A 26,628-nucleotide genomic window follows, 5' to 3' on the forward strand; every position below is an offset into this window, starting at 1 on the left:
GCGGGATGTCCCTTCGGCACGACCGCTTCGCGCTGCCACAAATGAGAAACTCGATCAATGACGGGAGCGACGCGAGGCCGCTCCCGTCACCGATTGTCAGAAGCCGACCGTCAGCGTCAGCACTGCCGACCGCGCATCGCCGGGGGTGGCCCAGCCATTGTTGCGGATGCGGGTGTAATAGAGCTTGTCCGTGAAATTCTTCACGTTGAGCTGCGCCGAAATCTTGTCGGTGAAGTCGTACCCGAGGAAGGCATTGTGAACCCAATAATCGTCCGACTTCAGGATCGTCGGGTTCGTTGCGGTCGGCACATTGAACGCGAACTTGCCCTGATAGGTCGCCCCATAACCGATCTTCAACCCGAACGGCAGTTCATAGGTGGTGAACAGGCTACCCGAATGCTTCGGCGTATTCTGAAGCTGGGCGCCGCCGGCCGGGTCGGGGTTCGCGGCCGTATTGCCGCATCCCGTTGCGGCGGGGTTCGCAAGGCAAAAATCCGACACTGACTGACGGATCTCGCTGTCGAGATAGGTGTAGTTGGCGGTGACCGACCAACCCGGCAGGATCTGACCGACCGCGCTCAGTGCAATGCCGTCAACACGCGAATGACCGTCCAGGACCTGGTCGGGGAACTGCGGATCGTTCGAATTGACGCGATAGCTGTCACGTTCGTTGCGGAATGCTGCAGCGCTCAGCAACAGGCGGCCCCCTGCGACTTCTGCCTTGACCCCGATCTCGTAATTTTTCGCGCTTTCGGGCTTTACGTTGCAATTGCCGTTGGTCGCGGCTTCCGAACAGCTGCCATTGACCGACGACTGTGACGGCGTCTGCGAATTGCCGTAGGCGGCATAAAGCGTGACCGCTTCGACCGGCTTGTAAACCAGCCCGATGCGGTACGAGAAGATATTGTCGTCATAGCTCGTGATCGTCGGGATGCCGAGGCCGACGCGGCTCGACCCGCTGGTCTTTTCGTAACGAACGCCGCCATTGATCTCGAACTTGCCGATCTTCATCGCGTCGAACAGATAGACGGCATAATTGTCGACCTCGCCGATCGTGCGACCGGTGTAGGTGTAATTGACCGGGCCGTCATAGACGTTGCTGCCATAGGAGAAGCCGGCAGGAAGCGCCGGGCCGACGACGACCTCGTTCGGGTTGGCGATATTGATCAGCGGATAGCGGGAATAGAAGGCGGTGCCATCGGCATTGCGCAGTGCGTTGCCGCTGTTCAGCGTGTATTTTTCCCACAGCGCCGAGGCGCCGACGACTAACGTATGCTCGATCGCGCCGGTATTGAACGTACCACGCAGGTCGAGCTGGTCGTACATCAACTCATTCTTCGAATCGCGCAGGTTTCCGCGCGGTCCGCCGATATAATAATAGCCGTTGGGCACGGTGAAGTTGCCGAAACCGGTCACGGCGACGACGCAGCTCCCGCCGCTGGCCGAAACGCCCGACGGAAGGCAATAAGTACCCTGCGGCGGCCCGACGACCGTAAGTTGGCTGACCTGCTGCCAGCGTGCGAGGTTGCGGATCGACCAGCTGTCGCTCAAGTCGTGCTCGACGGTGATCGTCGCCTGGTCGACGGTGATCTCCTGCCGGTCGACATTGCGGTAACCGAAATAGTCGCTGCGATCGACGCCGGGGACGAGGCCATTGTAATAGGGCACGCCATATTGCGGGATATTGTCGTCTTCCTGATGCAGATATTGCAGCGTCAGCTTGGTCGGGCCGTTCATGCCGATGCTCACCGACGGCGCGATGCCCCAGCGCTTGTAATTGTCGACGTCGCGACCGGGCACGTCATTCTTGTGTGCCATGGCGTTCAGGCGCACTGCGATCAGGTCGCTGACGCGCAGGTTCGCATCTACGGTACCGCGGTAATAATTGTCGGTGCCGATACCGCCCGTTGCGATGACGCGCGTTTCGTCAAGCGGGCGCTTGGTGACGATGTTGATCGACCCGCCGACCGAGCCCGCACCGCTCTGCACCGAATTGGCGCCGTTGACGATTTCAAGCTGCTCGAGGTTGAACGAATCCGACCGGCTGTATGCGGCGCTGTCGCGCACGCCGTCCTGCGTGATGTCGCTGCCCGCCGAATAGCCGCGGAAGTTGATCGAGTCTGCCGGGGGGGAGCCACCTTCGGCGGCGCCAAAAGTGATACCGGGGACGGTCGAAAGCATATCGCGCAGCGTCAGCAGATTCTGCTGTTCGATCGTCTCACCCGTGATGACGGTGACCGTCTGCGGCGTGTCGCGCACGGGGCGCGTCGATTTCGGCGATTCCTGCTGGGTCTGATAATGCTGACCGGTGACGATGATCTGCTCGCGCTCGTCGCGGCGTTCGCGCTCGGTCTGCTGATCGGACGATGCTTCGGCACCAGCATCGGCCGCCATGGCCGAGGTGCTGATCAGGCTGCCGACGCAGGAGAGCGCCAGGAAAGTGGCGGACGTCGTAGGCTTCACGGCTGTTACCCCCTTGTTATGGACGGGCCGCCGCTATTGAGAGTCGGTTGCAATGTCAACTCTAATGCGAATCATTCGCGATATTGTCGCAATTCCTTCGAGATGTGCGCAATGATCGAGAAGTTCCCCCTACCGCCGCTCAAGCCACCAGCTCTGCCGCCAACCATATTGGCTGGCGATCGCTTCGCCGACGGCGTTGGTTGCCGGCTTGAAACGAAACCGCTCCTCGATCAGATCGCAGGTTGTCCGGTCGAGCGAGCTGTCACCACTCGACCGGGTCACGCGGCATCCGCTCACGCGCCCATTCACCTCGATCGTAAAGCGCACCTCGACTTCGCCGCCGGCTCTCGCCCGGCTGGCCTCTCGCGGATAATCACGGTCGCGGATCGTGCCGCTCCGCCAGACGGCCTTGCTACCACCACCGGTGCCGCTGCCCGTTCCGCCCGCGCCCGTTCCGTCGCCCCGGCCACCGGCGCCCGAGCCCGGGCCGGGGTTTTGCGTCGCGCCCGCCGATGGATCGCTTCCAGCCCCGGCTTCGACTGCGGTAGCGACAGGCGGCACGACGGGACGCAGTCTCGGCGGCGGTGTAACAACGGCTGCTGCTTTGGCGGCCTTGTTCGGCGCCGAAGCTTTGCCGCTGGCTCTCTCGCTTGGCGCCTTTGTCGGCGTTGCGTCCTTATGAGGGGGCGGAGGAGCAGGGATGGCGATTGCTGTAATCGTCTCTCCCGCCTTGCGAACGATATCCAAATCAAGGCCGCTGGCCAGGCCGAGCCCGACCGCAACGACGGCGAGCAACGCCCCGCTCCCAGACGCGATCCTCTGCCGCCCCGTAATCTGCCCCGTATAGGCCATCGCGCCGCCTCTTGTCGCGCGCCGTAGCGCGCAGCCGGCAATGCTTTTAGAGGAATTCGTCTAGCGTGGACATGAACCGGTCGAACTGGTCGTGATGCAGCCAGTGGCCGGCATTCTCGAACTCGATCACTTCGGCGGTTTTGAAATGTTCAAGCCGACCGTCCCTCTCGGGGTTCGACGCCCAGCTGTTGGCGCCATAGAGCAGCAGCGTGGGGCATGTGATCGCGCCCCACAGTGCGGCGATGTCGTCCTGCGGCATATCGAACGCCGGCCAGACATTGAGGTAATTGTCGAATTTCCAGCTCCACGTGCCGTCCTCATTGCGGCTGATGCCGTGGATGGTCAGGTGACGCGCCTGCGTTTCGGTCAGGTAGCTATTCTCGCCCATCATGCGCGCCAGCGCATCCTCTAGGGTTGCATAACGGCGAGGCGTACGCCCCGCAGCCTGACGTTTGTCGTCGATCCATTTGCGAAAGCGTTCGGCATAGCCGGTCTTTGCCCGTTCGGCGATCACCTTGGGCGAGGGACCAAGTCCCTCTATCGCCACAAGCTTGCGGACGTTTTCGGGATAGAGGCCGGTATAGCGCAGCGCGATATTGCCGCCCATCGAGTGCGCCACGATCGACAGCGGCCCAAGATCGAGCTGATGGATCAGCTGCGCCAGGTCATAGACAAAAGTGTCCATGGCGTAGTTGCCGTCGGGCGACCAGGCACTGTCGCCGTGACCACGCAGGTCGGGGGCGATGATGTGATAGCGATCCTGCAGCTTTTCGGCGACCCAGTCCCAGTTGCGACAATGGTCGCGTCCGCCGTGCACCAACAGCAGCGGCGGTGCGCCGCGATTGCCCCAGTCCACATAGTGAAGCTTCAACCGCTGCGAGACGAAGCTATTCGAGGTGGGACCGGCACTTGCCATCGGATCATCCTTGCTGTCTGGTCCAGTTTCAAAAGGCGACTGGTTTCGATCCGTCAACCCCGCATCGGCATCACTGGCCTTCAAAGACAAGATAAGGGAGAATAGCATGACAACATTTCGCGATAATCTGCTGGTCGGCAAGACGGCCTTCGTCGCCGGAGGCACGAGCGGTATCAGTCTCGGCATAGCAAAACGCTTTGCCGAACTTGGCGCGAAGGTTGCGGTGGCCGGCCGCGACCCTGACAAGGCGCAGCGCGCCGCCGCCGAAATCGGACATGATGCGATCGGCTTGTCCGGCGATGTGCGTGACTATGCTGCGATTCGCGGCGTGATGGAGACGGTCGTCGAAAAATTCGGTCCGATGGACATCGTTATCTCTGGTGCGGCGGGAAATTTCCTCGCGCCGGTCCTCGGCATGTCGGCAAATGCATTTCGCACCGTGGTCGATATCGACCTCAACGGCACATTCAACGTATTCCGCGGTTGCCATGATCTGCTCAACCGCCCGGGCGCATCGTTGATTGCGATCACTGCGGGGCAGGCGATTAACGCCTCTGCGCTGCAGGCGCACGCCTGCGCGGCGAAGGCCGGGATCAATCAGTTGATCCGGGTGCTCGCGCTCGAATGGGGCCCCGAGGTGCGCGTCAACGGCATCTCGCCGGGGCCGATCGCGGGAACCGAGGGCATGGCGCGTCTCGCGCCCGACGCTGCAACGCGCCAGTCGCATTTCGACCGCATCGCGATGAAGCGTTGGGGCGAGATTGAGGAGGTCGCCGAATCGGCGGTGTTCCTGTGCTCACCCGCCGCCGGCTATATTACCGGAACGATCCTTGACTGCGACGGCGGAAGCCAGATCGGCGATGCGTCGCGCGGCGATCTGGCGAAGGGAATGGCCTGAAAGCAAAAACGCCGCCAACCCGTTGGGGTGGCGGCGTTTTTAATGGTGGGCGTGGCAAGGATTGAACTTGCGACCCCTGCGATGTCAACACAGTGCTCTACCACTGAGCTACACGCCCATCCCTTGGGGTGACGCGCCCCCTAAATGCCTCTGCGCGACTTGGCAAGCCCTTCGCGCAACGTCGCGTCGTTATTGTTGGCTCGAACGGTCGGCGCGGCCGAACATGTTATCGACTTCACGCACCAGATCCTTGAGGTGGAACGGCTTCGAGAGCAGCTTTGCTTGCGGAACATTTTCCTCGGCGCGCAGCGAAACCGCTGCAAAACCGGTGATGAACATCACCTGCGTCTGCGGTGCCGCCTTGGCGGTGTGCTGAGCGAGTTCGATCCCGTCCATCTCGGGCATCACGATATCCGACAGCAAGAGGTCGAAGGTTCCCGAATCGATGTAGGGAACGGCAGCGGTGCCGCGATCGACGGCGGTGACATGATAGCCGGCGCTCGTGAGCGCGCGCGCCAGATATTCGCGCATCACATCATCATCTTCCGCCAGCAAAATGCGAATCATGTTGAAATCGGTTCCCTGGTCCTTTGGCGCAGCCGGTTCCGGTCGGCGACACCCTCTGTCATGTTATGCATAGCGTCAGAGATTTAACAAATTGACGTGCGGCGCTGGATTCGGCCCGCTTTTTTTGCCACCCATGCCTCATGTCGCTGCGTAGCATCCCGTCTGCCGCTTTCGCTGTCAACCGGCCCGCGGTGAGTGGGCCGGTGATCGTGTCCGTGCCCCATGCCGGACGAATCTATCCTCCGGACATTCTCGATGCGGCGCGAGTCGAACAAGGGCAGCTCGAGCGCCTCGAAGATGCATGGAGCGACCTGATCGCGGCCGAAGCAACCGGTGCGGGAGCTACGGTCGTGCAAGCACTATGGGCACGCGCGGTTGCAGACCTCAACCGCGGCGAGGGGCAGATGGCCCCCGGAGAGGTTGCGATGCCGTTGCGGGCCCAATTTTCCGTGCCGGGGCGCAAGGAACGCGCCGGGCTCGGCGTTGTACCGACGCGGCTTGCCGATTGTGGGCCCCTGTGGAAGCGGCCGATCGACGGCGCCGGCCTTCATTGGCGGCTCGAATCATTCCATCGGCCGTATCACGCCGCGCTGGCCGAGGCCTTGAAAAGCGCGCGCAACCGTTTCGGCTATTCGATTCTGATCGACCTGCATTCCATGCCATCGATTCCCGTGACGCAGCCGGGATGTGGTGCACGAATCGTAATCGGCGATCGCTTTGGCGAAACCGCCGGGACATGGCTGATCGATCGCGTGATGATGTCTGCGAGGTGCTTGGGCGAAGTCGTGACCCGCAACCAGCCCTATGCCGGCGGTCATATCATTCGCACGCACGGACGGCCGGGTGACGGCGTCCATGCGGTGCAGATCGAAATCGACCGTTGCCTTTATCTGATGCCGGATCGATCGCCGGATTCGGCGCGTGTCGCCCGGTTGGCGCGCTGGTTTGCCGAACTTGTGAAGGATCTGGGCCAGATGCGGCCCGACACCGAAATATTTCCCCAAGCCGCTGAATAAAAAACCACCTCGTACCGAAGTACGAGGTGGCCAGGGTCCAGGGAGGACGCATCCGCGCCAAAGATGGCGGGACACTCGCCGCGATGGAAAGGGGGAAAACCACGGCGGCGTAGTTTGAATTTAGGGGTTTCTTCGCCGACTTACAAGAAGGGACGATGCAGAATCTGCAATATGCAGGAAATTGGTCGGGGAGAGAGGATTCGAACCTCCGGCCCCTGCCTCCCGAAGACAGTGCTCTACCAGGCTGAGCTACTCCCCGACCGATCTGCGCGCCGACCGGGGTCGCCGCGAAGGCAGGGCGGTCCTCTAGACGTGCAATCTGCGAACTTCAAGCGCCAATCGGCACATTGAAGATGATTGCTGGAACTAGAGCATTTCGGCAGTTCGAAAACTGAAATGACCGCCCGCGACGAAAATCAGATGATCGACCAGATCGATGCCCGCGGTGCGCAGGAAAAATGCGGCGTCATGCGTCGCGGCGATATCGGCATCGCTTGGCCATGGCATGTCGGACGGGTGGTTGTGCGCCATGAGGACCGCCGCAATGCTGCTGTCCAGCAAAGCGCGCCAGCAATGCGGGGTGATGACGCAACGGCCGGTCATGTCGCCTTCGACGTGTTTGAGGCGGACAAGGCGTTCGAAGGGGTCGAACGCAGCAAGAAGCAGGGTTTCACGTTCGTTGTCGAACAACGGGCGCAGCAGCAGTTGCGCGAAATCGTCCTCAAGCTGGCACGGCACGAAGCCGGCCGCTGCCGACGGGGACGGCACTTCGCCGACGGGTTCGAACAGGGCCATCCTTTTTTCCATGCTCAAAGCGTAGGCGATTCCCAACATCCGACTGCCCCGCATCGGAGGCTTTGTGCTGCCGGGCAGCTTGTGTTTCCCGTTGCTCCCTTGTCGCGTTGCGGCGCGAGGCCTAGCACCGGAAGGCAAAACCGGGAGCTGAGCCTTGTCTGATTCCATCCATTATGAACTGCAATATCTGGACCTGATGCGGCGTATCTGGGTCGAGGGCGACGAACGAGTCGACCGGACCGGAGTTGGTACGCGCTCTCTGTTCGGCGAGACGATGCGATTCTCGCTGCAGGACGATGCGATCCCGTTGCTCACGACCAAGCGCGTCTATTGGAAGACCGCATTGCGCGAGTTGCTCTGGTTCCTGACCGGCGACACCAATATCCGGTCGCTCGTTTCGCAAGGTGTGAAGATCTGGACCGACTGGCCGCTCGACAAATATCGCCGCGCGACCGACGACCAGATCAGCGCGGAGGATTTCGAGGCGCGCATCGTCGCGGATGAAGATTTCGCAGCGAAGTGGGGCGATCTTGGCCCCGTCTATGGACATCAATGGGTGAACTGGCCGCGCTATGAGGCGGCGGGTGAGGGGCTTTTTCGCCGCGCGGAGCGGGGGCACAACCAGATTGCTGCGCTGATCGATTCACTGAAAAACAACCCGGGGTCGCGGCGACATATCTTCACGGGTTGGAATGTCGCCGACCTTGACCGCATGGCCTTGCCACCATGTCACATGACCTATCAGTTTCATGTTCGCAGCGATGGCGGTTTGTCGTGTCTTCTGTTCCAGCGCTCGTGCGACTTGGGCTTGGGCTTCGCCTTCAACGTCTTCGAAGCGGCACTGCTCACGCGAATGGTCGCCGAGCAGGCGGGGCTTCATGCGCATGAACTCGTCTGGACCGGCGGCGATGTGCATCTGTATCTGAACCACGCCGAACTGGTCGAACAGCAGCTGTCGCGTGTTCCGGGCGGGGCGCCGAAGCTACGCATCCTTCGTCGCCCTTCGAGCATTTTTGACTATCGGTTCGAGGATTTCGCAGTCGAGGAATATGCGCCGCAAGCGCATATTTCCGCGCCTGTCGCGGTCTGAGCGCCATCATTGCATTCGTATGGCGACTGTAATATTATGTCGTCACGTTGAAATATAACTAGGCGCCGATTCGCGCCTTCAAAGGGAAGAAGATATGCCTGAGACGCCTCAGCGCCCGGCGAGCAATTTGCCGCCGCTGTCGCTTCATATCCCCGAACCGCGTTATCGCCCCGGCGATACTCCGGACTTTGGCGATATCGAAGTTCCCGCGGTCGAAGCGACCCCGCGCCCGAGCGAAGCGACCAAGCCCGACGCGATGCGCGAGCTGAGCTATGGCCTCGTCCGCGTGCTCGATTTCGACGGGCAGGCGAAGGGGCAGTGGGATCCGAAGCTGTCGCCCGAGCGGCTGCGGACGATGCTCCGCAACATGATGCTGACCCGCGCGTTCGACGACCGCATGTTTCGGGCACAGCGGCAGGGCAAGACCAGTTTCTATATGAAGTGCACCGGCGAAGAGGCAACCTCGGTTGCATCGACGATGGCGCTTGACCGCACCGACATGGTGTTCCCGAGCTATCGCCAGCAGGGCATCCTGATCACGCGCGATTACCCGCTGATCCAGATGATGAACCAGATTTACTCGAACCGCGGCGACCATCTGCTCGGCCGCCAGCTGCCGATCATGTATTCGGCGCCCGAGCACGGATTCTTCAGCGTGTCGGGCAACCTCGCGACTCAATATCCGCAGGCCGTGGGCTGGGCGATGGCGTCGGCATCGAAGGGCGACAGCCGCATCGCGACCGTATGGTGCGGCGAAGGCTCGTCGGCGGAAGGCGACTTTCACTCGGCGCTGACCTTTGCGACCGTCTATAACGCGCCGGTCATCTTCAACGTCGTGAACAACCAGTGGGCGATCTCGAGCTTCTCGGGCTTTGCCGGCGGCGAGCGCACGACGTTCGCGGCGCGCGCGGTGGGTTACGGCATTGCCGGCTTACGCATCGACGGCAACGACCCGCTTGCGGTTTATGCCGCAACGCAGTGGGCGGCCGATCGCGCCCGCACGAACAACGGCCCGACGCTGATCGAACATTTCACCTATCGCAGTGAGGGGCACAGCACCTCGGACGACCCGAGCGCTTACCGCCCCGCCGATGAGGCGACCGCCTGGCCGCTTGGGGACCCGATCGCGCGGCTGCGCCAGCACCTCGAGGCGCTCGGCGAATGGGATGCCGAACGCCACGAGGCGCAGGCGAAGGAACTCGACGATCTGGTGAAGACGACCCAGAAACAGTCGGAGAAGCTCGGTATCCTCGGCCACGGCATGCACCAACCGTTCGAGACGATGTTCGACGACGTGTTCGAAGAGTTGCCTTGGCACCTCAAAGAACAATGCGCGCAGATGCTCGCCGAGCAAGAGGCCAAGTTCGGCCCCAACTGGAAGCCCGAATGATGAGCGGCGATGTGAAAACCATGAACATGATCGAGGCGATCAACAGCGCCATGGACGTCATGCTCGAACGCGATCCCAACACCGTCGTGATGGGTGAAGACGTCGGCTTTTTCGGCGGTGTGTTCCGCGCGACCGCCGGCCTTCAGAAGAAGCATGGCAAGACGCGCGTGTTCGACACGCCGATCAACGAATGTGGCATCATCGGCGTCGCGGTCGGCATGGGCGCCTATGGCCTGCGCCCGGTCCCCGAAATCCAGTTCGCCGACTATATCTATCCGGGGCTCGATCAACTCGTCAGCGAAGCGGCGCGCCTGCGCTATCGTTCGGCGGCGGACTTCATCTGTCCGATGACGGTGCGCACGCCGTTCGGTGGTGGTATCTTCGGCGGCCAGACGCATAGCCAGTCGCCCGAAAGCATCATGACGCACATCTGCGGCGTGAAGACGGTGATCCCGTCGAACCCCTATGATGCCAAGGGTCTGCTGATCGCGGCGATCGAGGACAACGACCCCGTCGTCTTCCTCGAGCCCAAGCGCATCTACAACGGCCCGTTCAGCGGCTATTATGATCGCCCGGTCGAGCCCTGGTCGAAGCATGAGGCGAGCGCGGTGCCCGAGGGGCATTACCGCATCGAACTCGGCAAGGCCGCGACGGTGCGTTCGGGCGAGGCGCTGACGATCCTAGCCTATGGCACGATGGTCCATGTGACGAAGACCATCGTCGAGGAAATGGCCGTCGATGCGGAAATTATCGACCTGCGCACGCTGCTGCCGCTCGATATCGACGCGATCGAGACGTCGGTGAAAAAGACCGGCCGCTGCCTGATCATCCACGAAGCGACGCGCACCTCGGGCTTTGGCGCTGAACTCGCGGCGCTGGTGCAGGAACGCTGCTTCTACCATCTCGAGGCACCCATCGAACGCGTTACCGGCTTCGACACGCCTTATCCGCATAGCCTCGAATGGGCCTATTTCCCCGGCCCGGTGCGCATCGCGACCGCGCTGACCAAGATTTTGAAGGACTGACGCCATGGCCCGTTATTCATTCCGTCTGCCCGACATCGGCGAAGGCATTGCCGAGGCCGAAATCGTCGCCTGGCACGTCAAGATCGGCGAGCGCGTCGAGGAAGACGCGCAGCTTGCCGACATGATGACCGACAAGGCGACCGTCGAAATGGAATCGCCCGTTTCGGGGATCGTCGTCGAACTCGCGGGCGAGGTCGGCGACCTGATCCCGATCGGCTCGACGCTGGCGGTGATCGAGACCGATGGCGACGGCGATGTCGAAGCGCCGCCCGCGGACACGCCGGTCGAGCAGGAAATCGTCGCGGAAACGCCGGGCGCCGAGGAAATCTCGGTGGCCGAGGTCGCTGCGTCTGCGCCCGTTGCGGTTCCCGCGCCGACGCCCGCTCCGGCACCGGCCTCCGCAGCGGTCACCGCTCCAGATCAAAGCCGCGCTGTGCTCGCATCGCCCGCCGTCCGTGCGCGCGCCAAGGACCTCGGTGTCGATCTCGGCCAGGTTCAGGCCGAAGGCGACCGCATCCGCCACGCCGACCTCGACGCCTTCCTCCGCTACAGCGGCGGGCAGGGCTATCACGCGCCCGGCGCCAGCCGTGCCCGCGCCGACGAGCCGATCAAGGTCATCGGCATGCGCCGCAAGATCGCGGAGAATATGGCGGCATCGAAGCGCGCGATCCCGCACTTCACCTATGTCGAGGAAATGGACGTCACCGCGCTTGAAGAAATGCGTGCCGATTTGAACGCCAATCGCGGCGGCCGTCCGAAGCTGACGATGCTGCCGTTCCTGATTGTCGCGATCTGCCGTACCATTCCGCAATTCCCGATGATCAACGCGCGCTACGACGACGAAGGCGGCGTCGTGACGCGTTATGGTGCGGTGCATCTTGGCATGGCGACGCAGACCGACGCGGGGCTGATGGTTCCGGTTATCCGCGACGCGCAGGACAAGAATGTGTGGCAGCTCGCTAGCGAGATCACGCGTCTTGCCGAAGCCGCGCGCACGGGCAAGGCGAAGGTCGAGGAACTGACGGGCGGCACGTTGACGGTGACGTCGCTCGGCCCGCTCGGCGGTATCGCGACGACTCCGGTGATCAATCGTCCCGAGGTGGCGATCATCGGTCCGAACAAGATCGTCGAACGCCCCGTCTTCGACGGAGACGATATCCGCAGGGCAAAGCTGATGAACCTGTCGATCAGCTGCGATCACCGCGTCGTCGATGGCTGGGACGCTGCGAGCTATGTGCAAGCGCTGAAGAAGCTGATCGAAACGCCGGTTCTGCTGTTCGCGGACTGACATAGATACGAAGCTATCCGGGGCAGTGGACGCTCGCCCCGGATAGCTTCGCTATCTGCGCGGCGGGCTTACAGCCCGAGCCCCGCGAAACTCGTCTGGTCGAACTTCAGTTTGAAGGTCACATAGGCGCCCGAGCGCGAGAAGCGTGCGTCCTCGAAATCGCGATCGTGGAAGCCCGCGAAATTATAGCCGAAGGTGATGTTCGCGTTGGTCATCGGCGCCAGCGTCACCGTCGGGCCGCCCGCCCAGCTCACCGTATCGGCGTCAGTGCCGACGCGCACGGTGCCCGACGCGCCGACGTCGACATGCTCGCCGAGGTTGAAACGGACGTCTGCGCCGATCAGGTTCGACCAACCCTTTACGTCGTCTACGCCGAAGCGGTCGAAATTGTAGCGCGTGCCCCAGAAGAGGCCGATCTCGGCGCGTTCATACCAACCCTTGCCGAAACCGCGATCGCCAAGCGGTGTCCAGTTCACCGACAGGCTGTTGAGCAGGCGGCGGCTCGTCGCGTCGCCGTCGATCGTCAGCGTGCCGCCGATCGGGCCAGCCTGACCCGCTATCGCATCGCGAACCTTGTCCGAACGAAATTCGCTTTTGTTGAGCCATGATACTCGCGAATCGGCGGGACGGTGCGCCCAGCTCATCTCGAAGTTGATGACCTCGGTCGTTGGCGTCGTACCGCTGCCGCTTGCCTTCGCATAGGTGAAGAGTGCGCCGAGCGCCCGCCCTTCGCCAAGCTGGCGGAGGCCGCCGAGCGTCAGGCCGTAACGGTTGGCGATTTCGCCATTGCGATATTCGGCGCGACCGGTCAGTGTCCAGCGGTCGGCGCGATAAGTGGCGCCGGTGCTGATCGCGAGGAAATCTTCGGTCAGCGTGCCATTGCCGCCTAAAAAGCCGCCCGAAGCCACCGGATGCTCGGTGTTGAGTACGTCGCCCGCGCGGACGCCGCCGATGGTGCGATTGCCGTCGACCGACACATCGACCGACCAGCGTTCGCCGAGCTTCAGCGATTGCGACAGACCATAGGCGGCAAAGCTGCGCGGACCATATTCGCCGATCTCCTGTTGGTTTGCGGTCGCGAGCAGGCGCGCGCCGGACCAGGGTGTGAGGTCGAAGCCAAGCCGCGCGGTGCGCGCCTTGATCGTGTCGCCGTCGGCAATCTCGTAGCTGCCGACCAGATTGACGTCGCGGTTGATCGCGTAGCGGGCGCCGAGACGATGGCGGGTCGGGAAATCGATGCTCGCATCCTTGCCACCGAGCGCAAATTCGGTCTGCGCGTCAAGTTCAAGCCGTTTATTGAAGAGCCGCTGCGTCGCGCCGAGCTGGACGATGTTCGAGCGGTTGCGGCTGCCGTCGGTCAGGCGGTCGTCGGCGTGGGTCAGCCCGGCGCGCGCGACGCTGATGCCATTGTCATATTCGACCAGCGCACGGGCGGCACGGCGGCGGGCATTGGTGTCGAGATAGTCCTCCTGCCACGCACTGCCGGTCACCGAGAGGTTGCGGCTGGCTTTGAACCGCGCATCGAAACCGAATTTGCGCGTGCCATTCTCGCTGCTGTTGAGCTGACCGGTACCGAAACCCGCTTCGCGTTCGCGAACATAGGCGAGGAAGTCGGCGTTGCTGCTGTGATGCTCGGCCTCGATCAGCCATGCCTTGGCGGTGCCGTCGGCGGTCGTGCTGCCGTTCGTTGCCTTGGCATCGCTGACCGCGAGTTCGGCGCGGACCTCGGTCTCGATCGTCGGGCGATAGCGCGCATCGACGCCGCCGAGGTTCGTCTTGGCGTTGCCGTCCTCGTCATGGATGAAGGTCGCGCCGACGCGCAATTTCTCGTCATTCGACTGATAGCTGACGCGGCCGCCGGCGTTGAGCACACGGTGACCGACACCATCGACCTCATATTCGGCGACGATGAACTGCGGATCGAGGTTCGAGGAGCGGCTGAGCACCGGCTCGCGGAAGCGGATCGTTCCCGACAGATAATCGATATCGTAATCGACGTGGCGCGACAGGCTGACGCTGTCGACGATGCGTTCGCTGTGCAGCCGGTTGCGCGTCTCGATCGTGATGCGCTCGCTGTTCGGCAGGATATCCTTTGCACCGAGCTGGTACGGACCCGTCAGGCCGTTGCCCTGAATCTCGTCGCGGCGGAAGCGATAGGGTGTGTCGGCGACGAAGGCGGTCGCCGCGACATTGCGGCCGCGATACTCGGCCTTGCCGCCGTTAAGCGCGCGTTGGTAACGTGCGAGTTCGGGTTCGGAGATCCCAGTCTCGATATCGCCGAACATCGCATAGAATTGCGGGCGTTCGAGGCGGATGTAGAGCTTGCGCACCGAGGCGGCGTCATAGCGCGTCTCGTTGCGATCGGCGTAGATGGTATAATAGGCGCGCGGATCGATCACGCCGCCGAACCGGGCGTCGTCCTTGTCCTTGTCGCTGTCATAGGCCAGCGTCATCAGCCATTTTCCGCGCACACGGCCCTTGGCATAGAGCGCAAGGCGGGCATCGGCGTTGAGATCGCCCGTCGTCTCCGCCACCGGCTCCATCCGGTCGTCGAGCGTGTTGTAACCCAGCGTGCCTGCGGCAAAGCCTACGACGGTCCATGGACGATTGCCCGGGTCGAGCCAAGTTTCGATCGTCTGCTTGCGCGTCACCTTGTCGTCGCGGAAGGTGAAATCCATCGCGAGCGTGCCCGACGCGGTGGTCGGTTCGAGCTCGATATAGGCCACGCCATCGTCGCCGTCGATCTTCCACACCGGTTGTGCGCGTTCGAGGCCCGCGAGCTGGCGTGCCTGCTGCGCATCGGCTTCGACTGCCGGATAATAAGGCGTGGGAACGTTGAATTCGCCCGTCAGGCCGGCGCGGATCGGCTTGCCGTCGCGGTCGGTCAGGCGCACCGCGATCACCGGGCGCGTCACGCCGTCGGCGACGAGCACCGACTTTTCGCGGATCAGCGATGCGCGCATCGGGGTGATCGAATAATGAACATTGCGCTCGAGCGTTTCGACGACGGATCCGCCTGCATCCTTCACCTCGGCGACGAGGCGGTTTTCGCCCTCGCGGATTTCAAGGCCGCGCCACAGGCTGACCACGACGCTGCCGTCGGCCGACTTGCTGACGCCTTCGAAGGTCAGGGGATCGGCGGGCTTGCCGTTGACGCGGAGCGACACCTTTTGCCCCGGGGCGTGCTTCACCGCGGCGCGGATCGCCTTGGCGCGCGGATTGTGGTCGGTGGTGGGGAACAGCCAGCCGATGCCGGGTGCTTCGCCTGCGACCCAATCGCGACCGGAGCCGGCCGCGTCGGGGTCGCTCAGCACCTTGGGCGCTTCGATTGCGACTTTGTTCGGCGCGGCGCGCGGCGCGCTGGCAACGGCGCGGAAGTCGGCGCGCTTCAGGGCGCCGCCGCGACCTTCGACAAAACGCGAAATCGGGCTGCCGGCGCTTTGCGTCGAGCGGGCGCAGTCGATGGCTTCGCGATCCAGTGGGAGCGTCGACGGGTCGATCTGAACGACGTGCAGGCCGGGGCGCACACCCTCGAAATGATAGCGGCCATCCTCATCGGTGACGGTGTAGCTGCCATCCTGCAGCATCACGCGGACGCCCATGACGCCGTCGGCCTTGCCCGGATCGACGTTGCAGCCGCCGTCGGTGATGCGGCCGATGATCGTCATGCGGTCGCCGAGCTGGTCGCGTTTGATCGAAATCGTCGCTTCGGCGATATTGCTGGTCGAGCCGCGATTGTCGGTGGCGGTGGCGCGGTTGAGCGCGTTGCCCGGCTGCGCCGATACGATGACTTCGGCCAGATAGGTGAGCAGCGCCGAACGCGATGCCGCAATGCCGGGCAGGGTGACGGCGAACTCGCGGCCGTTCGCTGCGACAACGGCGTCGGTGCGCACGCCATCGACGCGGACGGTATCGGCGCGTAGCCGCATGCCGGCGGGCAGTACGTCGCGCACCGTCACCGCGCCGGTGTTGCGGCGCGTGTCGCGGTTCGCGACCTCGATGCGATACTGGATGACATCGCCGGGCACCGCGACCTGCGTCGAGGTCGTCTTGCGCAGGATCAGCGGCAAGCCGGGCTGGTCGACGGGAATATCGACGCGGACGGGCGCGGGGCTGCTCAGCGTGAACGGATTGCCATAGCTGGCGCCCGTGATCTCGAACGGCTGGCCGTCGTCTGGGCGGCGGAGGCCGGCGAGCGCGGCCGGGCTCGACGTCGACGGTGCGGTATAGGGGGCGGGCGGCGAGACGATCAGCCGGTAGGTCCCCGGCGCAACGAACGGGAAACGATAGTCGCCCGGCGGGAAGCTGTAGGTCGTGCCGCCAGCGTCGGTGACGGGCTGCCCGGTGATCACGCTCGACGGATAGGCCGACACGCCGTCGTCGCCGAATACCTGCGCGGGCTGGCCGGTCGCTGCATCGACGAGCGTAACGCGGCTCCCCGCGACGGGCGCACCGTCGCCGCTGTCGAACACGATGCCGAAGGGGTCGACGAGGAAGTCGATTGTCGCGAGTGCGACAAGGCTGGCATTCGCCTGGTCGGTCACGCGCAGCGTCAACGGCGCACCCGGATTGACCGACAGGCGGCAATCGCCCTGCACGACAGCAGGCGGGACGCCGATGGTGTTGATGATACCCACGAACTCGCCGCTGTTGTTTGCGGTCTCGGTCAGCGTGATCGCCTCGCGGTCGCCATTTTCGAGTTCGAGTATGACGGGCAGGGTGTCACGCGCCTGCGGATCGACGTTGGCCGATGCGAGCGTGACCCCGACGACCAGCACTTCGCCGACCCGGAAATTGCTGGTGGATTGCAGCGACGCCGGCGCGGTCGAGATGCCTTCATAGACGCCGCCGAGATCGATCGTGCTGGTCGCGCTACGTGCCGCCGGGCGGCTGCATTGTGTGGGCGCGAGTGCTACCGATTTGTTGCCGCCGCCGTTGGTCAGGCGATAGGTGGTGATCGTCGGCCGCTCGGGCGGGCGCGCCGTCACCGTCACATCGACGCGATTCGACAGCGCCTGACCGGGCTGCCCGTCATGCGTCCACTGCGCCGAAGCCGTGTTCGTGATCACTTGTGCGTGCGCCGGGTTTGCCGCAGCCAGCATGGCTGCCGCGACCAAAGCGGTCACAAGGCCGGAAAATTTCGTGCGGAGTGCCATAATAGCCCCGAAGGGAGCAGCGGGAGACGGTTTTCGGGCCGCAACCGCTGCTCCATCGGTTTTCCGATCAGTTGACCGTCGCGCGGAAAACGAGGGTGCTTGCGGCCCCCGCAGCGATCGAGGCGATCGTGCCCGACACGTTCGGCGCGGCGTAACTGCCGCCGGCGGTGCCGTTGAAATCGCACACTCCGCCCGTAACGGTGCCGCCCAGCAGGATCGTACCCGCATTGAACGTCAACTGGCCCGGAACCGGATCGGTGATCACGACCGACGTTGCAGCCGCGCCGCCGGAGTTGGAGACCGCGATGCAATATTCGACGACTGCACCCGGAATCAGTTTCGGATTCGTTGTGTTGTTGAACGGATCCGAGATGACGCGGCTGCTTTTACTGACCGCAAGCGTCGCCGTTTGCAAGGTGTAGTCGTCGTTGTCGCTGTGCGAACCGTCGCGCGCGACATCGCCCGCAGCGCCGGCGATATCGGCGAAGACGGTGTCCTTGCCGGCGGTGTTCGCGCCGGTGGTTTCAGTGATCGCTGCACCCTGTGTCCCGGCAAGTCCGCCCTCGCGCGCCGTGGCACGCAAGGTCACGCCGGCGACTGCGCCGTTGACGACGGCAGGCACTGCAAGCGTCGTCGGGATGTCTGCGACAACGAACAGGCGAATCGCCGTATCGACGACGAGTTCGTCGACATAACCGGTGAGCAGGGTGTCGCCGACATCCCAGCTGCCGACCGTACCCGTGACGGTATTGTCACGATAGATGCGGATGTTGTTCACGTTGAACGTGTCGGTGCCGCCGTGTGCGGCGGTGCCGCCCGCGATCTGCGACGCGACGAGCGCAAAATCGAGCGTTTCGTTCGACGTGTTCGTCAACTGAAACGTCGTGACGGCATTCGCCTGTCCGGGCACGACGTTGGTCGTGACCGTACCGACCTCTTCGACGAGGAGGTTGATCTTGCGGTCGACGACGAAATTGTTCGCCGCTTGCTGCTGGGCCTGTGCGACGCCACCGACCTGATAGTCGACGGTAGCGGTATTCGTGATCGTGGTGCCCGCGGTCGTGCCGGCGGCAAAGGCCGGCGTGGCGGCGACGCTCGAAAGCGCCGCCAGACCGATGACACCCATATACGTCAGCTTGCTGGTCATAGCTGAGCTCCTGGGCTTTATGCTGGTTGCCGTTTCCCCACCGCTGGCAACCGTTAAGCGGTTTTATTCAGTCGCTATTTGACGACTCCCCGAAACATGAGTTTGCCTGTTCCGCCTGCAGGGATCGGCTTTTGGAAAGCCCAGCGGACGTGCGTGACGTCCGCCGGCTGCGCTGCGCGCCGCGAGCCGTCCGTCATCGGAATGCTGAGGTCGGAAAGCAGTCCCCACTGCTTGCCGCCATCGACCGAAACGAGCGGGCTGCTATCGCCCGCGTCCGCAAAGCGGACCGCGGCGGGCATCGGGTTGGTAATGACGAACTTGTCGGCTGGCTGTGCGCCGGCGTTGCGATAGTTGAGCACGAAGACGAGCCGATCGCCGGGAACGACGACCTTCGGCTCCTCGAGCAGGATCTTCTGCTTGCCCTGGGCATCGGTCGACACGCGTTCGACGAACACATTATTGTCGAGCGCAACCTGGTTGGCAGCGAGCGCCTGGCCCGGCATCAGCGTGGCGAGCAAAAGCAAAAGAGCGGTGCGCATACGCATCTCCATCAGTTAATTCGGGTGCGGAAGGTGACGGTGCGGGTCTGCCCGCCGGCGACAGTGCCGAGCGCAACGTTGATCCGCGTGCCGTTGTAATCGCCCGCATCGGCGTCGGCCGCATCTGACAGGCCGCCGCCGCCGAGCGTGATCGAGCCGGGGACATAGCTGGTGTCTGCGGGGATATTGTCGGTGATTGCCAACCCGCTGACCGAGCCGCTGCCCGCTACGGTGGCGACAATTGTGTAAGTGATTATCGCGCCGGGAACCGGATCGGCCGTACCAAGCGAATTGGTGACGACGGCCGATTTGACGAGCGTCACCGTCGCTGCAGATACGATGAAGGCGCCTGCATCCTGACCGTCAGCACCCGTCGAGCCGACAACGGCGTCGCCGCCGCCTTCGCCCCGTCCTGCAAAGCTGGTTCCTGGAGCGCCGGTGCCCGTTTTCGCCGCCGCGACGAGGCTGACGATGCCGCGATTTCCATCGACGACCGTTCCCGGTGTCGTCGCGAGGACAAAAACAGTGATGCTCTGGTCGGGATTGAGCGAGGGGTCGTTTGCGCCCGCTGTATAAAGTGTGTCGGTGCTCGCATCGAAAACGCCGTCGCCATTATCGATATAGATTTGCGTAACGACGGGGTCGTAATTGTCGCCGCCGGCGTTCGCGATCGTCGTGAGCCCAAAGGCCTCGACGCCGTTGCCGTTATTGGTGACCGAGAAGGTGAGCACCTGCGCCGTTGCGCCCGGTGTGGTCGGAACGTCGGCAGGATTGCTCGAATCGACCGTGACGTCGAGCAGTTCGTCGACAAGCAGATCGACGCGGTTCGAATCGACCGTGGTCGTGCCGCCGCCAGTGTCGAAACTCGCGCTCGCGGTGTTGCTGATGGTGGAACCGGCACGGGTGCCGGCTGCTTCGGCCTGCATCGGCAGCGCGAACGCGGCCAGCAAGGCGAGAATTGAACACGAGGGTAGAAGCTGATGCTTCGCGCCCCCCACAGGCGCTTTCATCATCACTTTGACTCCGAACAGGTTGGTCCTTGGAGCCTTTCGTCGCCGATAAAGGGTAATTTCTGGTTAAAAAGCAGGAAGAAGGACGCGCTTTTGACCCAGATAGGGACAGTGGATCGCGCGATCTGACGCAAAACGGGGCGACTGGCGCGGAAAGTAAAGCTCGCGTAAGACGAGCCGGTTAACGAGGAGAGCAGGGTGGCGGACGAGCGGGGCGGCAAGGATGTGCGTTCGTCGCGCGTCAATCCGCTGCACCAGATCGAGATCGACGATTTTCGCCGCGACCGGCTCCTTGCCGCGCTTGCGCTGATCCTCGGCGCGAGCTTTTGCCTGGGGCTGCCATTCGCCTTGCAGGCGGGTGCCGAATTCTTCCTGCCGCTGACCGCCGCGATCGTTATCGCGATCGCATTGGTTCCGTTGCTCGAATGGCTGGAACGGCGAGGTGTGCCGTCGGCACTCGCGTCTTTCCTAGCGCTCGCGACGTTTCTGGCGATCATCAACGCCGCGCTCGCGATCATTGTCGTACCGGCAACGGGCTGGTTCGCGCGAATCCCCGAATCTATTCCCCGCATTCAAAGCAACCTGGCGCCGTTGATTGATTTTTATTCGACGCTGCAACGCTTCGTCGATCGCACGCTGATGTCGGTGGCGAGCGGAACCGAGGCGACCGCGCAGGCGGTGGCGGCAACCGCGCCGACCTCTGTCGTCGACTATTTCATCTCATCGGCGCCTGCCGCGGCGATTCAGCTCTTCTTCGCCATACTCGTCATCTTCTTCTTTCTCGCGGGTTGGACGCGGCTGCGAAAGGGCACGATCCGGCGACGCGGCAGCTTCGACGGTGCGATGCAAACCGCGCGCGTGATCCAGAATGTCGTCGATGCGACCGCCGATTATCTGGCGACCATCACGATGATCAACGCGATTCTCGGTCTGACTGTGTCGCTCCTGCTTTGGGCGCTTGGCATGCCGTCGCCCTTCATGTGGGGCGGGATCGTCAGTATCTGCAATTTCGTACCCTATCTGGGACCGATCGTCGCCGCGGTGTTGCTCGGGCTCGGTGGACTGATGACATTCGATGCCGTCGGGCTCGCGCTTTTGCCTGCGCTGATTTTCATCGGCGTCCATCTCGTCGAGGCGAATCTGATCACGCCTTTGGTCCTCGGCAAGCGGCTGACGATCAATCCGCTGCTGATTCTCGTATCGCTGAGCTTCTGGGGATGGATATGGGGCACTCCGGGTGCGCTGCTGGCGGTGCCGCTGCTGCTGATTTTGCAGACCGTGCTTGCGTCGACCGGAACCCCCGATCTCGCAGGTTTCCTGTTCGAACATGGCACGCTGACCACCACCGACGACGTGCGTGATCGATTAAATCGCACGCAGGATGAAAGCGACGGTTGACAGGTCGGGGCGGGGGCCATATTGGCGCGGCTCCCAAGCACACGCGGGTGTAGCTCAGTTGGTTAGAGTGCCGGCCTGTCACGCCGGAGGTCGCGGGTTCGAGCCCCGTCACTCGCGCCATTCCTTCCTTTTTTAGGATAGGATGGCCACCGCAGCTTGGGAGTTTCCATCACCGGAAATATTGGATTGGCGCCGCTCTCTAGCGGCGCCAAGTCCCTAACTCCATCCAGCGCAGCAATGGCTTCAGCGGCGCGATCCATATGATCCCCGCCACCAGATAGAAGATCGCCTGCACCAGCACCGGCCAGGTGCCGACCCATGGCGAGAGGCTGACGACAATCGCGGTCCAGCCGCCGATCAGTGCGAGGATGAGGAACATGCCCGCAGGCTTGCGCCAGCTTGGCTGGGGATTGGCCGGACCCTGATTCACAAACGATCTCCGCAAAGGATGAATTCCTGTTCGGTCAATATCGCGTCGAGCGCGACATCGGTCGATTCACGCGGCGTAGCGTCGATTTCCTGTACCGACCAGCCGATACCGATGCGCAGCGCCCCGGGATGGGCGGCGAAATAGCGGTCATAATGACCGCCGCCCTGACCGATCCGGCCTCCCTGCCGATCGAAGCCGACCAGCGGACAGAAAATGAGGTCCGGCGTTGCCGTTGGCGCATCGTCGGCGGGCTGGCGGGTGCCCCAAGGGCCTTTGACCAGCGTTTCGTCTGGCCGCCAGCGTCGAAAGTTCATTTCAGCGATGCGGCCATCGTGATGGGGAAGGCCAAGCGCGCCCGCTTCCGCGAGACTCCCGACCATTGGCAGAATGTCGGGTTCGTCACCCCATGCGACATAGGCACCGATCATTGCATGGTTGGCGAGAAGCCCGGAAAGTGGCGCCGGGAGCGCTCGAAAGGCCGCAAGCTGCGCCATGCCATCAAGATGCGCAGCGAAATGCCGCCTCCGAAAGCGGAGCCGCTCGCGCAGTTTTCTCTTCTTCTCGATGAGGTCGGCGGACAGGTCGGTCATCGCCTCCTCGGGAATTTGGTGGCTGGTTGGCGGGACCACCATAGTCGTTTGCCGGAAAATCCTCTGACGCCAGTAACGTCAGGTGGGGACCATGTACGTCGGACCAGGGTCCGGGCAGGGACAGCCCCCTTGGATGATGTATCGCCTCAGGGATATTCGCAACGGCTCGTGCAGGGCAGCGCCCGCCGCCGCCTATGTAGGGGCAGCGCCCGACTTCCTCAAGGGAGCTGCTCGACTTTCGTTGCGAGCGCTTCGATCCGGTCGGCGATTTGGAGTAACGCGCGATCGTTCGATGGATTTGACGGAGCCGAAGAACTGAGAGGTGTCTGCCGCGCCGTTTCGAGTTCCTTGAGTGCAGCCTTCTCCCGCGCAACCGCCGCTTGCAACTCGTCGCGCGCCGCTGCCTCGCGGCTTTCGGCGAGCGCAACTGCCGCGCGCAGCGAATCGGATTGCGGTTCGGCTTTTTCGATCTTGCCTCTCGCTTCCTGTGCTTCGTCCGCAAGCATGAGTGCTGCAAAAAGCAATTGGCGGACCTCGGTCCCGCCCGGCATCGTGCGGACTTTTTCGTCGACGACGGATGCGAGTTGGATCAGCTGGGTTTCCTGACCGTCGGCGCAATGAACGTCATAAGGGCGCCCGGCAATGGTAAGCTTGACGTCAGCCACGGTCGGCCTCCGCAATCAGCAGGTCGAGTTCGCCAATCACGGCGGCAACCTCTGCCTTCAGCGCTGACTGTTCGGATGAGGGTGCCGCTACGGCAGGCGCCGCGCGGTTTGCCCGGTCTGTCAGGGCTTTTTCAATACGGCTCAGGGCGCGTTCAATGCGGCCGATGGCCAGACTGGATTCGTCGAGATCGAGTTCCATGACCAAGGGTTAGCAGTGCGGGGGGAGCGGTGCAATTGCCTCTCCGCACCGAAATGCGCCGTAAATTGTGCTGCATTCGTGCCACGGGCGGTTGACTCCTGACCCTGTGACCGCAAAGGGCTGTCCCACCGAATCCGGTCACCTTCACATCCTTTTCCGGGGGACTCATGACACTGCCCGAACGTCAACTCGCCAACGCGATCCGTGCGCTTGCGATGGACGCCGTACAGGCCGCGAATAGCGGCCACCCTGGGATGCCCATGGGCATGGCCGACGTCGCCACCGTCCTTTATTCGGATTATCTGAAGTTCGACCCGACCGATCCGAAATGGGCCGATCGCGATCGATTCGTACTGTCGGCAGGCCATGGGTCGATGCTCGCCTATGCGACGCTCAACCTCGCGGGCTATGCGCGGCCGACGCTGGGCGACATTCGCAATTTCCGCCAGTTGCACAGCCCGTGCGCGGGGCATCCCGAGAATTTCGAACTCGAAGGCGTCGAGACGACGACCGGGCCGCTGGGGCAGGGGCTCGCGACTGCGGTGGGCATGGCGATCGCCGAGCGGCATCTCAATGCGCTCTATGGCGACGATCTTGTCGATCATCGCACATATGTCATAGCCGGTGACGGGTGCCTGATGGAGGGCATCAACCACGAAGCCATTGGTTTGGCTGGGCATTTGGGGCTTGGTCGCCTGACCGTGCTGTGGGACGACAACAAGATCACGATCGACGGCGCGACCGACCTGTCGACGAGCGAGGATATCGCGGCGCGCTATGCGGCGACCGGCTGGCATGTCGAAAGCTGCGACGGGCACGATCCCGCCGATATTCGCCGTGCTATCGATGCCGCGCTCGCCGATCCGCGCCCGTCGCTGATCGCGTGCCGCACGATCATCGGTTTCGGCGCGCCGAACAAGCAGGGCACCTCGGCAACGCATGGCGCCCCGCTCGGCGCCGACGAGATTGCAGCAGCGCGCAAGGAACTTGGCTGGACCGCCGAGCCGTTCGTCATCCCCGCCGATATCGCGTCGGCTTGGGCGGCCTTTGGCGAAAAGGGCAAGGCGCTTCACGCCGAATGGAGTGAACGCCTTGCAAGTAACGAAAAGAAAAGTGAATTTTCTGATCGTTTGAGTGGCAAGATCGTTCCGGGCGATGCGTTCAAGGCCTATCTCGATGGCCTTGTCGCCGAGCCACCCAAGGTCGCGACGCGCAAGGCGTCGGAGAACACGCTCGGCGCCCTGACCGCCGATATTCCGGCGCTGATCGGCGGAAGCGCCGACTTGACCGGTTCGAACAATACCAAAACTTCGTCGACCAAGCCGTTGACCAAGAATGATTATTCTGGACGCTATATCTATTATGGCATCCGCGAGTTCGGCATGGCCGCCGCGATGAACGGCATGGCGCTGCACGGGGGCATTATGCCCTATGGCGGCACGTTCCTGGTGTTCGCCGACTATTGCCGCGCCGCGATCCGCCTGTCGGCGCTTCAGAAGCAGCGCGTCGTCTATGTGATGACGCACGACAGCATCGGGCTCGGCGAAGACGGTCCGACGCACCAGCCAATCGAGCATCTCCAGTCGCTGCGCGCGATGCCGAACCTGCTCGTGCTGCGTCCCGCCGACGCGGTCGAGACCGCCGAATGCTGGGCGCTCGCACTGGCGCAGGAAGACCGGCCATCGCTGCTCGCGCTGACCCGCCAGAACCTCCCGCCGCTGCGCCATGACGTCAGTGAAAATCTTTGCCTGAAAGGCGGTTATCGCCTTCGCGATGCGGCTTCGGCGCGCAAGGTCGTGCTCGTCGCGACCGGCTCCGAAGTCTCGTTGGCGATCGAAGTCGCGGATAAGCTTGAGGCCGCAGGCCACGGCGCCGACGTCGTTTCGATGGTCTCGACCGAATTGTTCGACGAACAGACCGCCGCCTATCAGGCCGACATCCTGCCCGACGATGCGCTGATCGTGTCGATCGAGGCGGGCACGACCTTCGGTTGGGAACGCTACACCGGCCGCCACGGCCTGCGCTTCGGTATCGACAGCTTTGGCGCATCGGCGCCGATTGAAGACCTATTCAAGCATTTCGGCCTTACGGCCGATGCTATCGCACCCCAAATTCTGGCAAAGCTCGGCAATTAAGGACCGGGTTACCCTACGCAGAAAGGACTCCTCGACATGGCAGTGAAAGTCGCAATCAACGGTTTCGGACGCATCGGCCGCAACGTGGCGCGCGCAATTCTCGAGCGTACCGACCATGATCTCGAACTGGTGTCGATCAACGACCTGGGCGATGCCAAGGCGAATGCCCGCCTGCTCCGCCATGATTCGGTGCATGGCGCATTCAACGGCACCGTCGAAGTCGATGGCAGCGACCTGATCATCAACGGCAAGCGTATCCAGGTGACCGCCGAGCGCGATCCGGCCGCGCTGCCGCATGCCGCCAACGGCATCGACATCGTGATGGAATGCACCGGCTTCTTCACCAACAAGGCCGGCGGCCAGAAGCATCTCGACGCCGGTGCGAAGCGCGTCCTGATTTCGGCCCCCGCCAAGGAAGTCGACCTGACCGTCGTCTATGGCGTCAACGACGACAAGATCACCGCCGATCACCTGATCATCTCGAACGCGTCGTGCACGACTAACTGCCTCGCGCCCTTTGCCAAGGTGCTGCATGAGGCAATCGGGATCGAGCGCGGCCTGATGACGACGATCCACGCCTATACCAACGACCAGAAGATCCTCGACCAGATCCATGACGATCCGCGCCGCGCCCGCGCCGCCGCGATGTCGATGATCCCGACCTCGACCGGTGCGGCGGTTGCCGTCGGCTTGGTCCTGCCCGAACTCAAGGGCAAGCTCGACGGCTCGTCGATCCGCGTCCCGACGCCGAACGTCTCGGTCGTCGACCTCACCTTCACGCCGCTTCGCGAAACCACGAAGGAAGAGGTCAACGCGGTGCTCAAGGCTGCCGCCGAAGGTCCGCTGAAGGGCGTGCTCGGCTTTACCGAAGAGCCGCTGGTTTCGATCGACTTCAACCATAATGCGGCGAGCTCGACGATCGACAGCCTCGAAACCGCCGTCATCGACGGCAAGCTGGTGCGCGTGCTCAGCTGGTACGACAATGAATGGGGCTTCTCGAACCGCATGATCGACACTGCGGGCGTGATCGCCAAGTTCCTCTGATCCAAAGGAAGCGTC

General features: G+C 63.1%; 22 protein-coding genes and 3 tRNA genes. 10 read left to right on the top strand and 15 right to left on the bottom strand.

Annotated elements, in window-relative coordinates; genetic code table 11:
• Window positions 1-96: 96 nt before the first annotated feature.
• The 3 genes from BLW56_RS12595 to BLW56_RS12605 form a co-directional block, all read right to left on the bottom strand.
• Window positions 97-2,394 carry a TonB-dependent receptor gene (locus BLW56_RS12595; protein ID WP_093511056.1) on the bottom strand — a complete coding sequence of 766 codons (2,298 nt, stop codon included), beginning with the start codon at window positions 2,392-2,394 and terminating at the stop codon, window positions 97-99.
• Between the two features lie 198 nt (window positions 2,395-2,592).
• The gene (locus tag BLW56_RS21015) at window positions 2,593-3,024 is read right to left on the bottom strand and encodes an energy transducer TonB (protein WP_305809700.1); all 432 of its coding nucleotides are present in this window, start codon (window positions 3,022-3,024) and stop codon (window positions 2,593-2,595) included.
• A 337-nt stretch (window positions 3,025-3,361) separates the two neighbouring features.
• Entirely contained in the window at window positions 3,362-4,231 is an 870-nt protein-coding gene (locus BLW56_RS12605; protein WP_093511058.1) for an alpha/beta fold hydrolase, read from the bottom strand.
• 106 nt (window positions 4,232-4,337) lie between these two features.
• Between BLW56_RS12605 and BLW56_RS12610 the strand changes: the two genes are divergently transcribed.
• Window positions 4,338-5,129 (top strand): SDR family oxidoreductase, encoded by a 792-nt coding sequence (locus tag BLW56_RS12610; RefSeq protein ID WP_093511059.1) that lies wholly within the window; start codon window positions 4,338-4,340, stop codon window positions 5,127-5,129.
• A gap of 43 nt (window positions 5,130-5,172) precedes the next feature.
• Here BLW56_RS12610 and BLW56_RS12615 read toward each other — a convergent pair.
• Together BLW56_RS12615 and cpdR are read right to left on the bottom strand one after the other, a co-directional pair.
• Window positions 5,173-5,247, bottom strand: a tRNA-Val gene (locus BLW56_RS12615).
• A gap of 71 nt (window positions 5,248-5,318) precedes the next feature.
• Window positions 5,319-5,696, bottom strand: coding sequence for a cell cycle two-component system response regulator CpdR (cpdR, locus tag BLW56_RS12620; RefSeq protein ID WP_062180140.1), 378 nt, complete (start codon window positions 5,694-5,696; stop codon window positions 5,319-5,321).
• Between the two features lie 140 nt (window positions 5,697-5,836).
• Between cpdR and BLW56_RS12625 the strand changes: the two genes are divergently transcribed.
• Complete coding sequence (locus tag BLW56_RS12625; protein ID WP_256203444.1) at window positions 5,837-6,712, top strand: N-formylglutamate amidohydrolase; 876 nt, start codon at window positions 5,837-5,839, stop codon at window positions 6,710-6,712.
• A 182-nt stretch (window positions 6,713-6,894) separates the two neighbouring features.
• Here the strand turns inward: BLW56_RS12625 and BLW56_RS12630 are convergent.
• Together BLW56_RS12630 and BLW56_RS12635 are read right to left on the bottom strand one after the other, a co-directional pair.
• Window positions 6,895-6,971, bottom strand: a tRNA-Pro gene (locus tag BLW56_RS12630).
• 107 nt (window positions 6,972-7,078) lie between these two features.
• Window positions 7,079-7,507: a JAB domain-containing protein gene (locus BLW56_RS12635; RefSeq protein WP_256203445.1), complete on the bottom strand. Its 429-nt coding sequence runs from the start codon at window positions 7,505-7,507 to the stop codon at window positions 7,079-7,081.
• 154 nt (window positions 7,508-7,661) lie between these two features.
• Here BLW56_RS12635 and thyA point away from each other — a divergent pair, with 154 nt between their 5' ends.
• From thyA to BLW56_RS12655, 4 genes are all read left to right on the top strand, one after another.
• Window positions 7,662-8,597, top strand: a complete 936-nt coding sequence (thyA, locus tag BLW56_RS12640) for a thymidylate synthase (RefSeq protein WP_177175963.1) — start codon at window positions 7,662-7,664, stop codon at window positions 8,595-8,597.
• 94 nt (window positions 8,598-8,691) lie between these two features.
• Window positions 8,692-9,987, top strand: a complete 1,296-nt coding sequence (locus BLW56_RS12645) for a 3-methyl-2-oxobutanoate dehydrogenase (2-methylpropanoyl-transferring) subunit alpha (protein ID WP_093511062.1) — start codon at window positions 8,692-8,694, stop codon at window positions 9,985-9,987.
• A 20-nt stretch (window positions 9,988-10,007) separates the two neighbouring features.
• The gene (locus BLW56_RS12650) at window positions 10,008-11,012 is read left to right on the top strand and encodes an alpha-ketoacid dehydrogenase subunit beta (RefSeq protein ID WP_093511580.1); all 1,005 of its coding nucleotides are present in this window, start codon (window positions 10,008-10,010) and stop codon (window positions 11,010-11,012) included.
• Between the two features lie 4 nt (window positions 11,013-11,016).
• Entirely contained in the window at window positions 11,017-12,300 is a 1,284-nt protein-coding gene (locus tag BLW56_RS12655; protein WP_093511063.1) for a dihydrolipoamide acetyltransferase family protein, read from the top strand.
• A 68-nt stretch (window positions 12,301-12,368) separates the two neighbouring features.
• Here the strand turns inward: BLW56_RS12655 and BLW56_RS12660 are convergent, their stop codons facing one another.
• From BLW56_RS12660 to BLW56_RS12675, 4 genes are all read right to left on the bottom strand, one after another.
• Window positions 12,369-17,426 (bottom strand): hypothetical protein, encoded by a 5,058-nt coding sequence (locus tag BLW56_RS12660; protein ID WP_256203446.1) that lies wholly within the window; start codon window positions 17,424-17,426, stop codon window positions 12,369-12,371.
• A gap of 97 nt (window positions 17,427-17,523) precedes the next feature.
• Window positions 17,524-18,603: a DUF11 domain-containing protein gene (locus tag BLW56_RS12665; protein ID WP_093511065.1), complete on the bottom strand. Its 1,080-nt coding sequence runs from the start codon at window positions 18,601-18,603 to the stop codon at window positions 17,524-17,526.
• 74 nt (window positions 18,604-18,677) lie between these two features.
• Window positions 18,678-19,142, bottom strand: a complete 465-nt coding sequence (locus tag BLW56_RS12670) for a hypothetical protein (protein ID WP_256203447.1) — start codon at window positions 19,140-19,142, stop codon at window positions 18,678-18,680.
• An 11-nt stretch (window positions 19,143-19,153) separates the two neighbouring features.
• Window positions 19,154-20,092 carry a DUF11 domain-containing protein gene (locus BLW56_RS12675; RefSeq protein ID WP_256203448.1) on the bottom strand — a complete coding sequence of 313 codons (939 nt, stop codon included), beginning with the start codon at window positions 20,090-20,092 and terminating at the stop codon, window positions 19,154-19,156.
• 258 nt (window positions 20,093-20,350) lie between these two features.
• On the opposite strand from BLW56_RS12675, the gene BLW56_RS12680 reads away from it, so the two are divergent.
• Both BLW56_RS12680 and BLW56_RS12685 read left to right on the top strand, forming a co-directional pair.
• On the top strand, window positions 20,351-21,550 hold the full coding sequence (locus BLW56_RS12680; protein ID WP_256203449.1) for an AI-2E family transporter: 1,200 nt from the start codon (window positions 20,351-20,353) through the stop codon (window positions 21,548-21,550).
• A 43-nt stretch (window positions 21,551-21,593) separates the two neighbouring features.
• Window positions 21,594-21,670, top strand: a tRNA-Asp gene (locus BLW56_RS12685).
• Between the two features lie 79 nt (window positions 21,671-21,749).
• Here the strand turns inward: BLW56_RS12685 and BLW56_RS12690 are convergent.
• The 4 genes from BLW56_RS12690 to BLW56_RS12705 all read right to left on the bottom strand — a co-directional run bounded on the left by BLW56_RS12690 (window position 21,750) and on the right by BLW56_RS12705 (window position 23,434).
• The gene (locus BLW56_RS12690) at window positions 21,750-21,980 is read right to left on the bottom strand and encodes a DUF2842 domain-containing protein (RefSeq protein ID WP_093511068.1); all 231 of its coding nucleotides are present in this window, start codon (window positions 21,978-21,980) and stop codon (window positions 21,750-21,752) included.
• Window positions 21,977-22,612, bottom strand: a complete 636-nt coding sequence (locus tag BLW56_RS12695) for a 5-formyltetrahydrofolate cyclo-ligase (RefSeq protein ID WP_256203450.1) — start codon at window positions 22,610-22,612, stop codon at window positions 21,977-21,979. The genes BLW56_RS12690 and BLW56_RS12695 overlap by 4 nt, the downstream gene beginning before the upstream one ends.
• A gap of 176 nt (window positions 22,613-22,788) precedes the next feature.
• Entirely contained in the window at window positions 22,789-23,235 is a 447-nt protein-coding gene (locus BLW56_RS12700; RefSeq protein WP_093511069.1) for a cell division protein ZapA, read from the bottom strand.
• Window positions 23,228-23,434, bottom strand: a complete 207-nt coding sequence (locus BLW56_RS12705; protein ID WP_093511070.1) for a hypothetical protein — start codon at window positions 23,432-23,434, stop codon at window positions 23,228-23,230. Before BLW56_RS12705 ends, BLW56_RS12700 begins: the two co-directional genes overlap by 8 nt.
• A 167-nt stretch (window positions 23,435-23,601) precedes the next feature.
• On the opposite strand from BLW56_RS12705, the gene tkt reads away from it, so the two are divergent.
• On the top strand, window positions 23,602-25,569 hold the full coding sequence (gene tkt, locus BLW56_RS12710) for a transketolase (protein WP_093511071.1): 1,968 nt from the start codon (window positions 23,602-23,604) through the stop codon (window positions 25,567-25,569).
• Window positions 25,570-25,605: 36 nt separating this feature from the next.
• Window positions 25,606-26,613, top strand: a complete 1,008-nt coding sequence (gene gap, locus BLW56_RS12715) for a type I glyceraldehyde-3-phosphate dehydrogenase (RefSeq protein WP_093511072.1) — start codon at window positions 25,606-25,608, stop codon at window positions 26,611-26,613.
• Window positions 26,614-26,628 lie beyond the last annotated feature (15 nt).

Origin of the sequence: Sphingopyxis sp. YR583 (genome assembly GCF_900108295.1) — a bacterium.
Classification (GTDB): domain Bacteria; phylum Pseudomonadota; class Alphaproteobacteria; order Sphingomonadales; family Sphingomonadaceae; genus Sphingopyxis.

Excerpts from the sequence above, each read along its gene's own strand:
- BLW56_RS12650 (WP_093511580.1), top strand. The coding sequence starts at position 10,008 with ATGAACATGATCGAGGCGATCAACAGCGCCATGGACGTCATGCTCGAA.
- BLW56_RS12595 (WP_093511056.1), bottom strand. The coding sequence starts at position 2,394 with ATGGCGGCCGATGCTGGTGCCGAAGCATCGTCCGATCAGCAGACCGAG.
- BLW56_RS12610 (WP_093511059.1), top strand. The coding sequence starts at position 4,338 with ATGACAACATTTCGCGATAATCTGCTGGTCGGCAAGACGGCCTTCGTC.
- cpdR (WP_062180140.1), bottom strand. The coding sequence starts at position 5,696 with ATGATTCGCATTTTGCTGGCGGAAGATGATGATGTGATGCGCGAATAT.
- BLW56_RS12645 (WP_093511062.1), top strand. The coding sequence starts at position 8,692 with ATGCCTGAGACGCCTCAGCGCCCGGCGAGCAATTTGCCGCCGCTGTCG.
- BLW56_RS12625 (WP_256203444.1), top strand. The coding sequence starts at position 5,837 with ATGTCGCTGCGTAGCATCCCGTCTGCCGCTTTCGCTGTCAACCGGCCC.
- BLW56_RS12705 (WP_093511070.1), bottom strand. The coding sequence starts at position 23,434 with ATGGAACTCGATCTCGACGAATCCAGTCTGGCCATCGGCCGCATTGAA.
- BLW56_RS12655 (WP_093511063.1), top strand. The coding sequence starts at position 11,017 with ATGGCCCGTTATTCATTCCGTCTGCCCGACATCGGCGAAGGCATTGCC.
- BLW56_RS12605 (WP_093511058.1), bottom strand. The coding sequence starts at position 4,231 with ATGGCAAGTGCCGGTCCCACCTCGAATAGCTTCGTCTCGCAGCGGTTG.
- gap (WP_093511072.1), top strand. The coding sequence starts at position 25,606 with ATGGCAGTGAAAGTCGCAATCAACGGTTTCGGACGCATCGGCCGCAAC.
- tkt (WP_093511071.1), top strand. The coding sequence starts at position 23,602 with ATGACACTGCCCGAACGTCAACTCGCCAACGCGATCCGTGCGCTTGCG.
- BLW56_RS12635 (WP_256203445.1), bottom strand. The coding sequence starts at position 7,507 with ATGGCCCTGTTCGAACCCGTCGGCGAAGTGCCGTCCCCGTCGGCAGCG.
- BLW56_RS12695 (WP_256203450.1), bottom strand. The coding sequence starts at position 22,612 with ATGGTGGTCCCGCCAACCAGCCACCAAATTCCCGAGGAGGCGATGACC.
- BLW56_RS12665 (WP_093511065.1), bottom strand. The coding sequence starts at position 18,603 with ATGACCAGCAAGCTGACGTATATGGGTGTCATCGGTCTGGCGGCGCTT.
- BLW56_RS12670 (WP_256203447.1), bottom strand. The coding sequence starts at position 19,142 with ATGCGCACCGCTCTTTTGCTTTTGCTCGCCACGCTGATGCCGGGCCAG.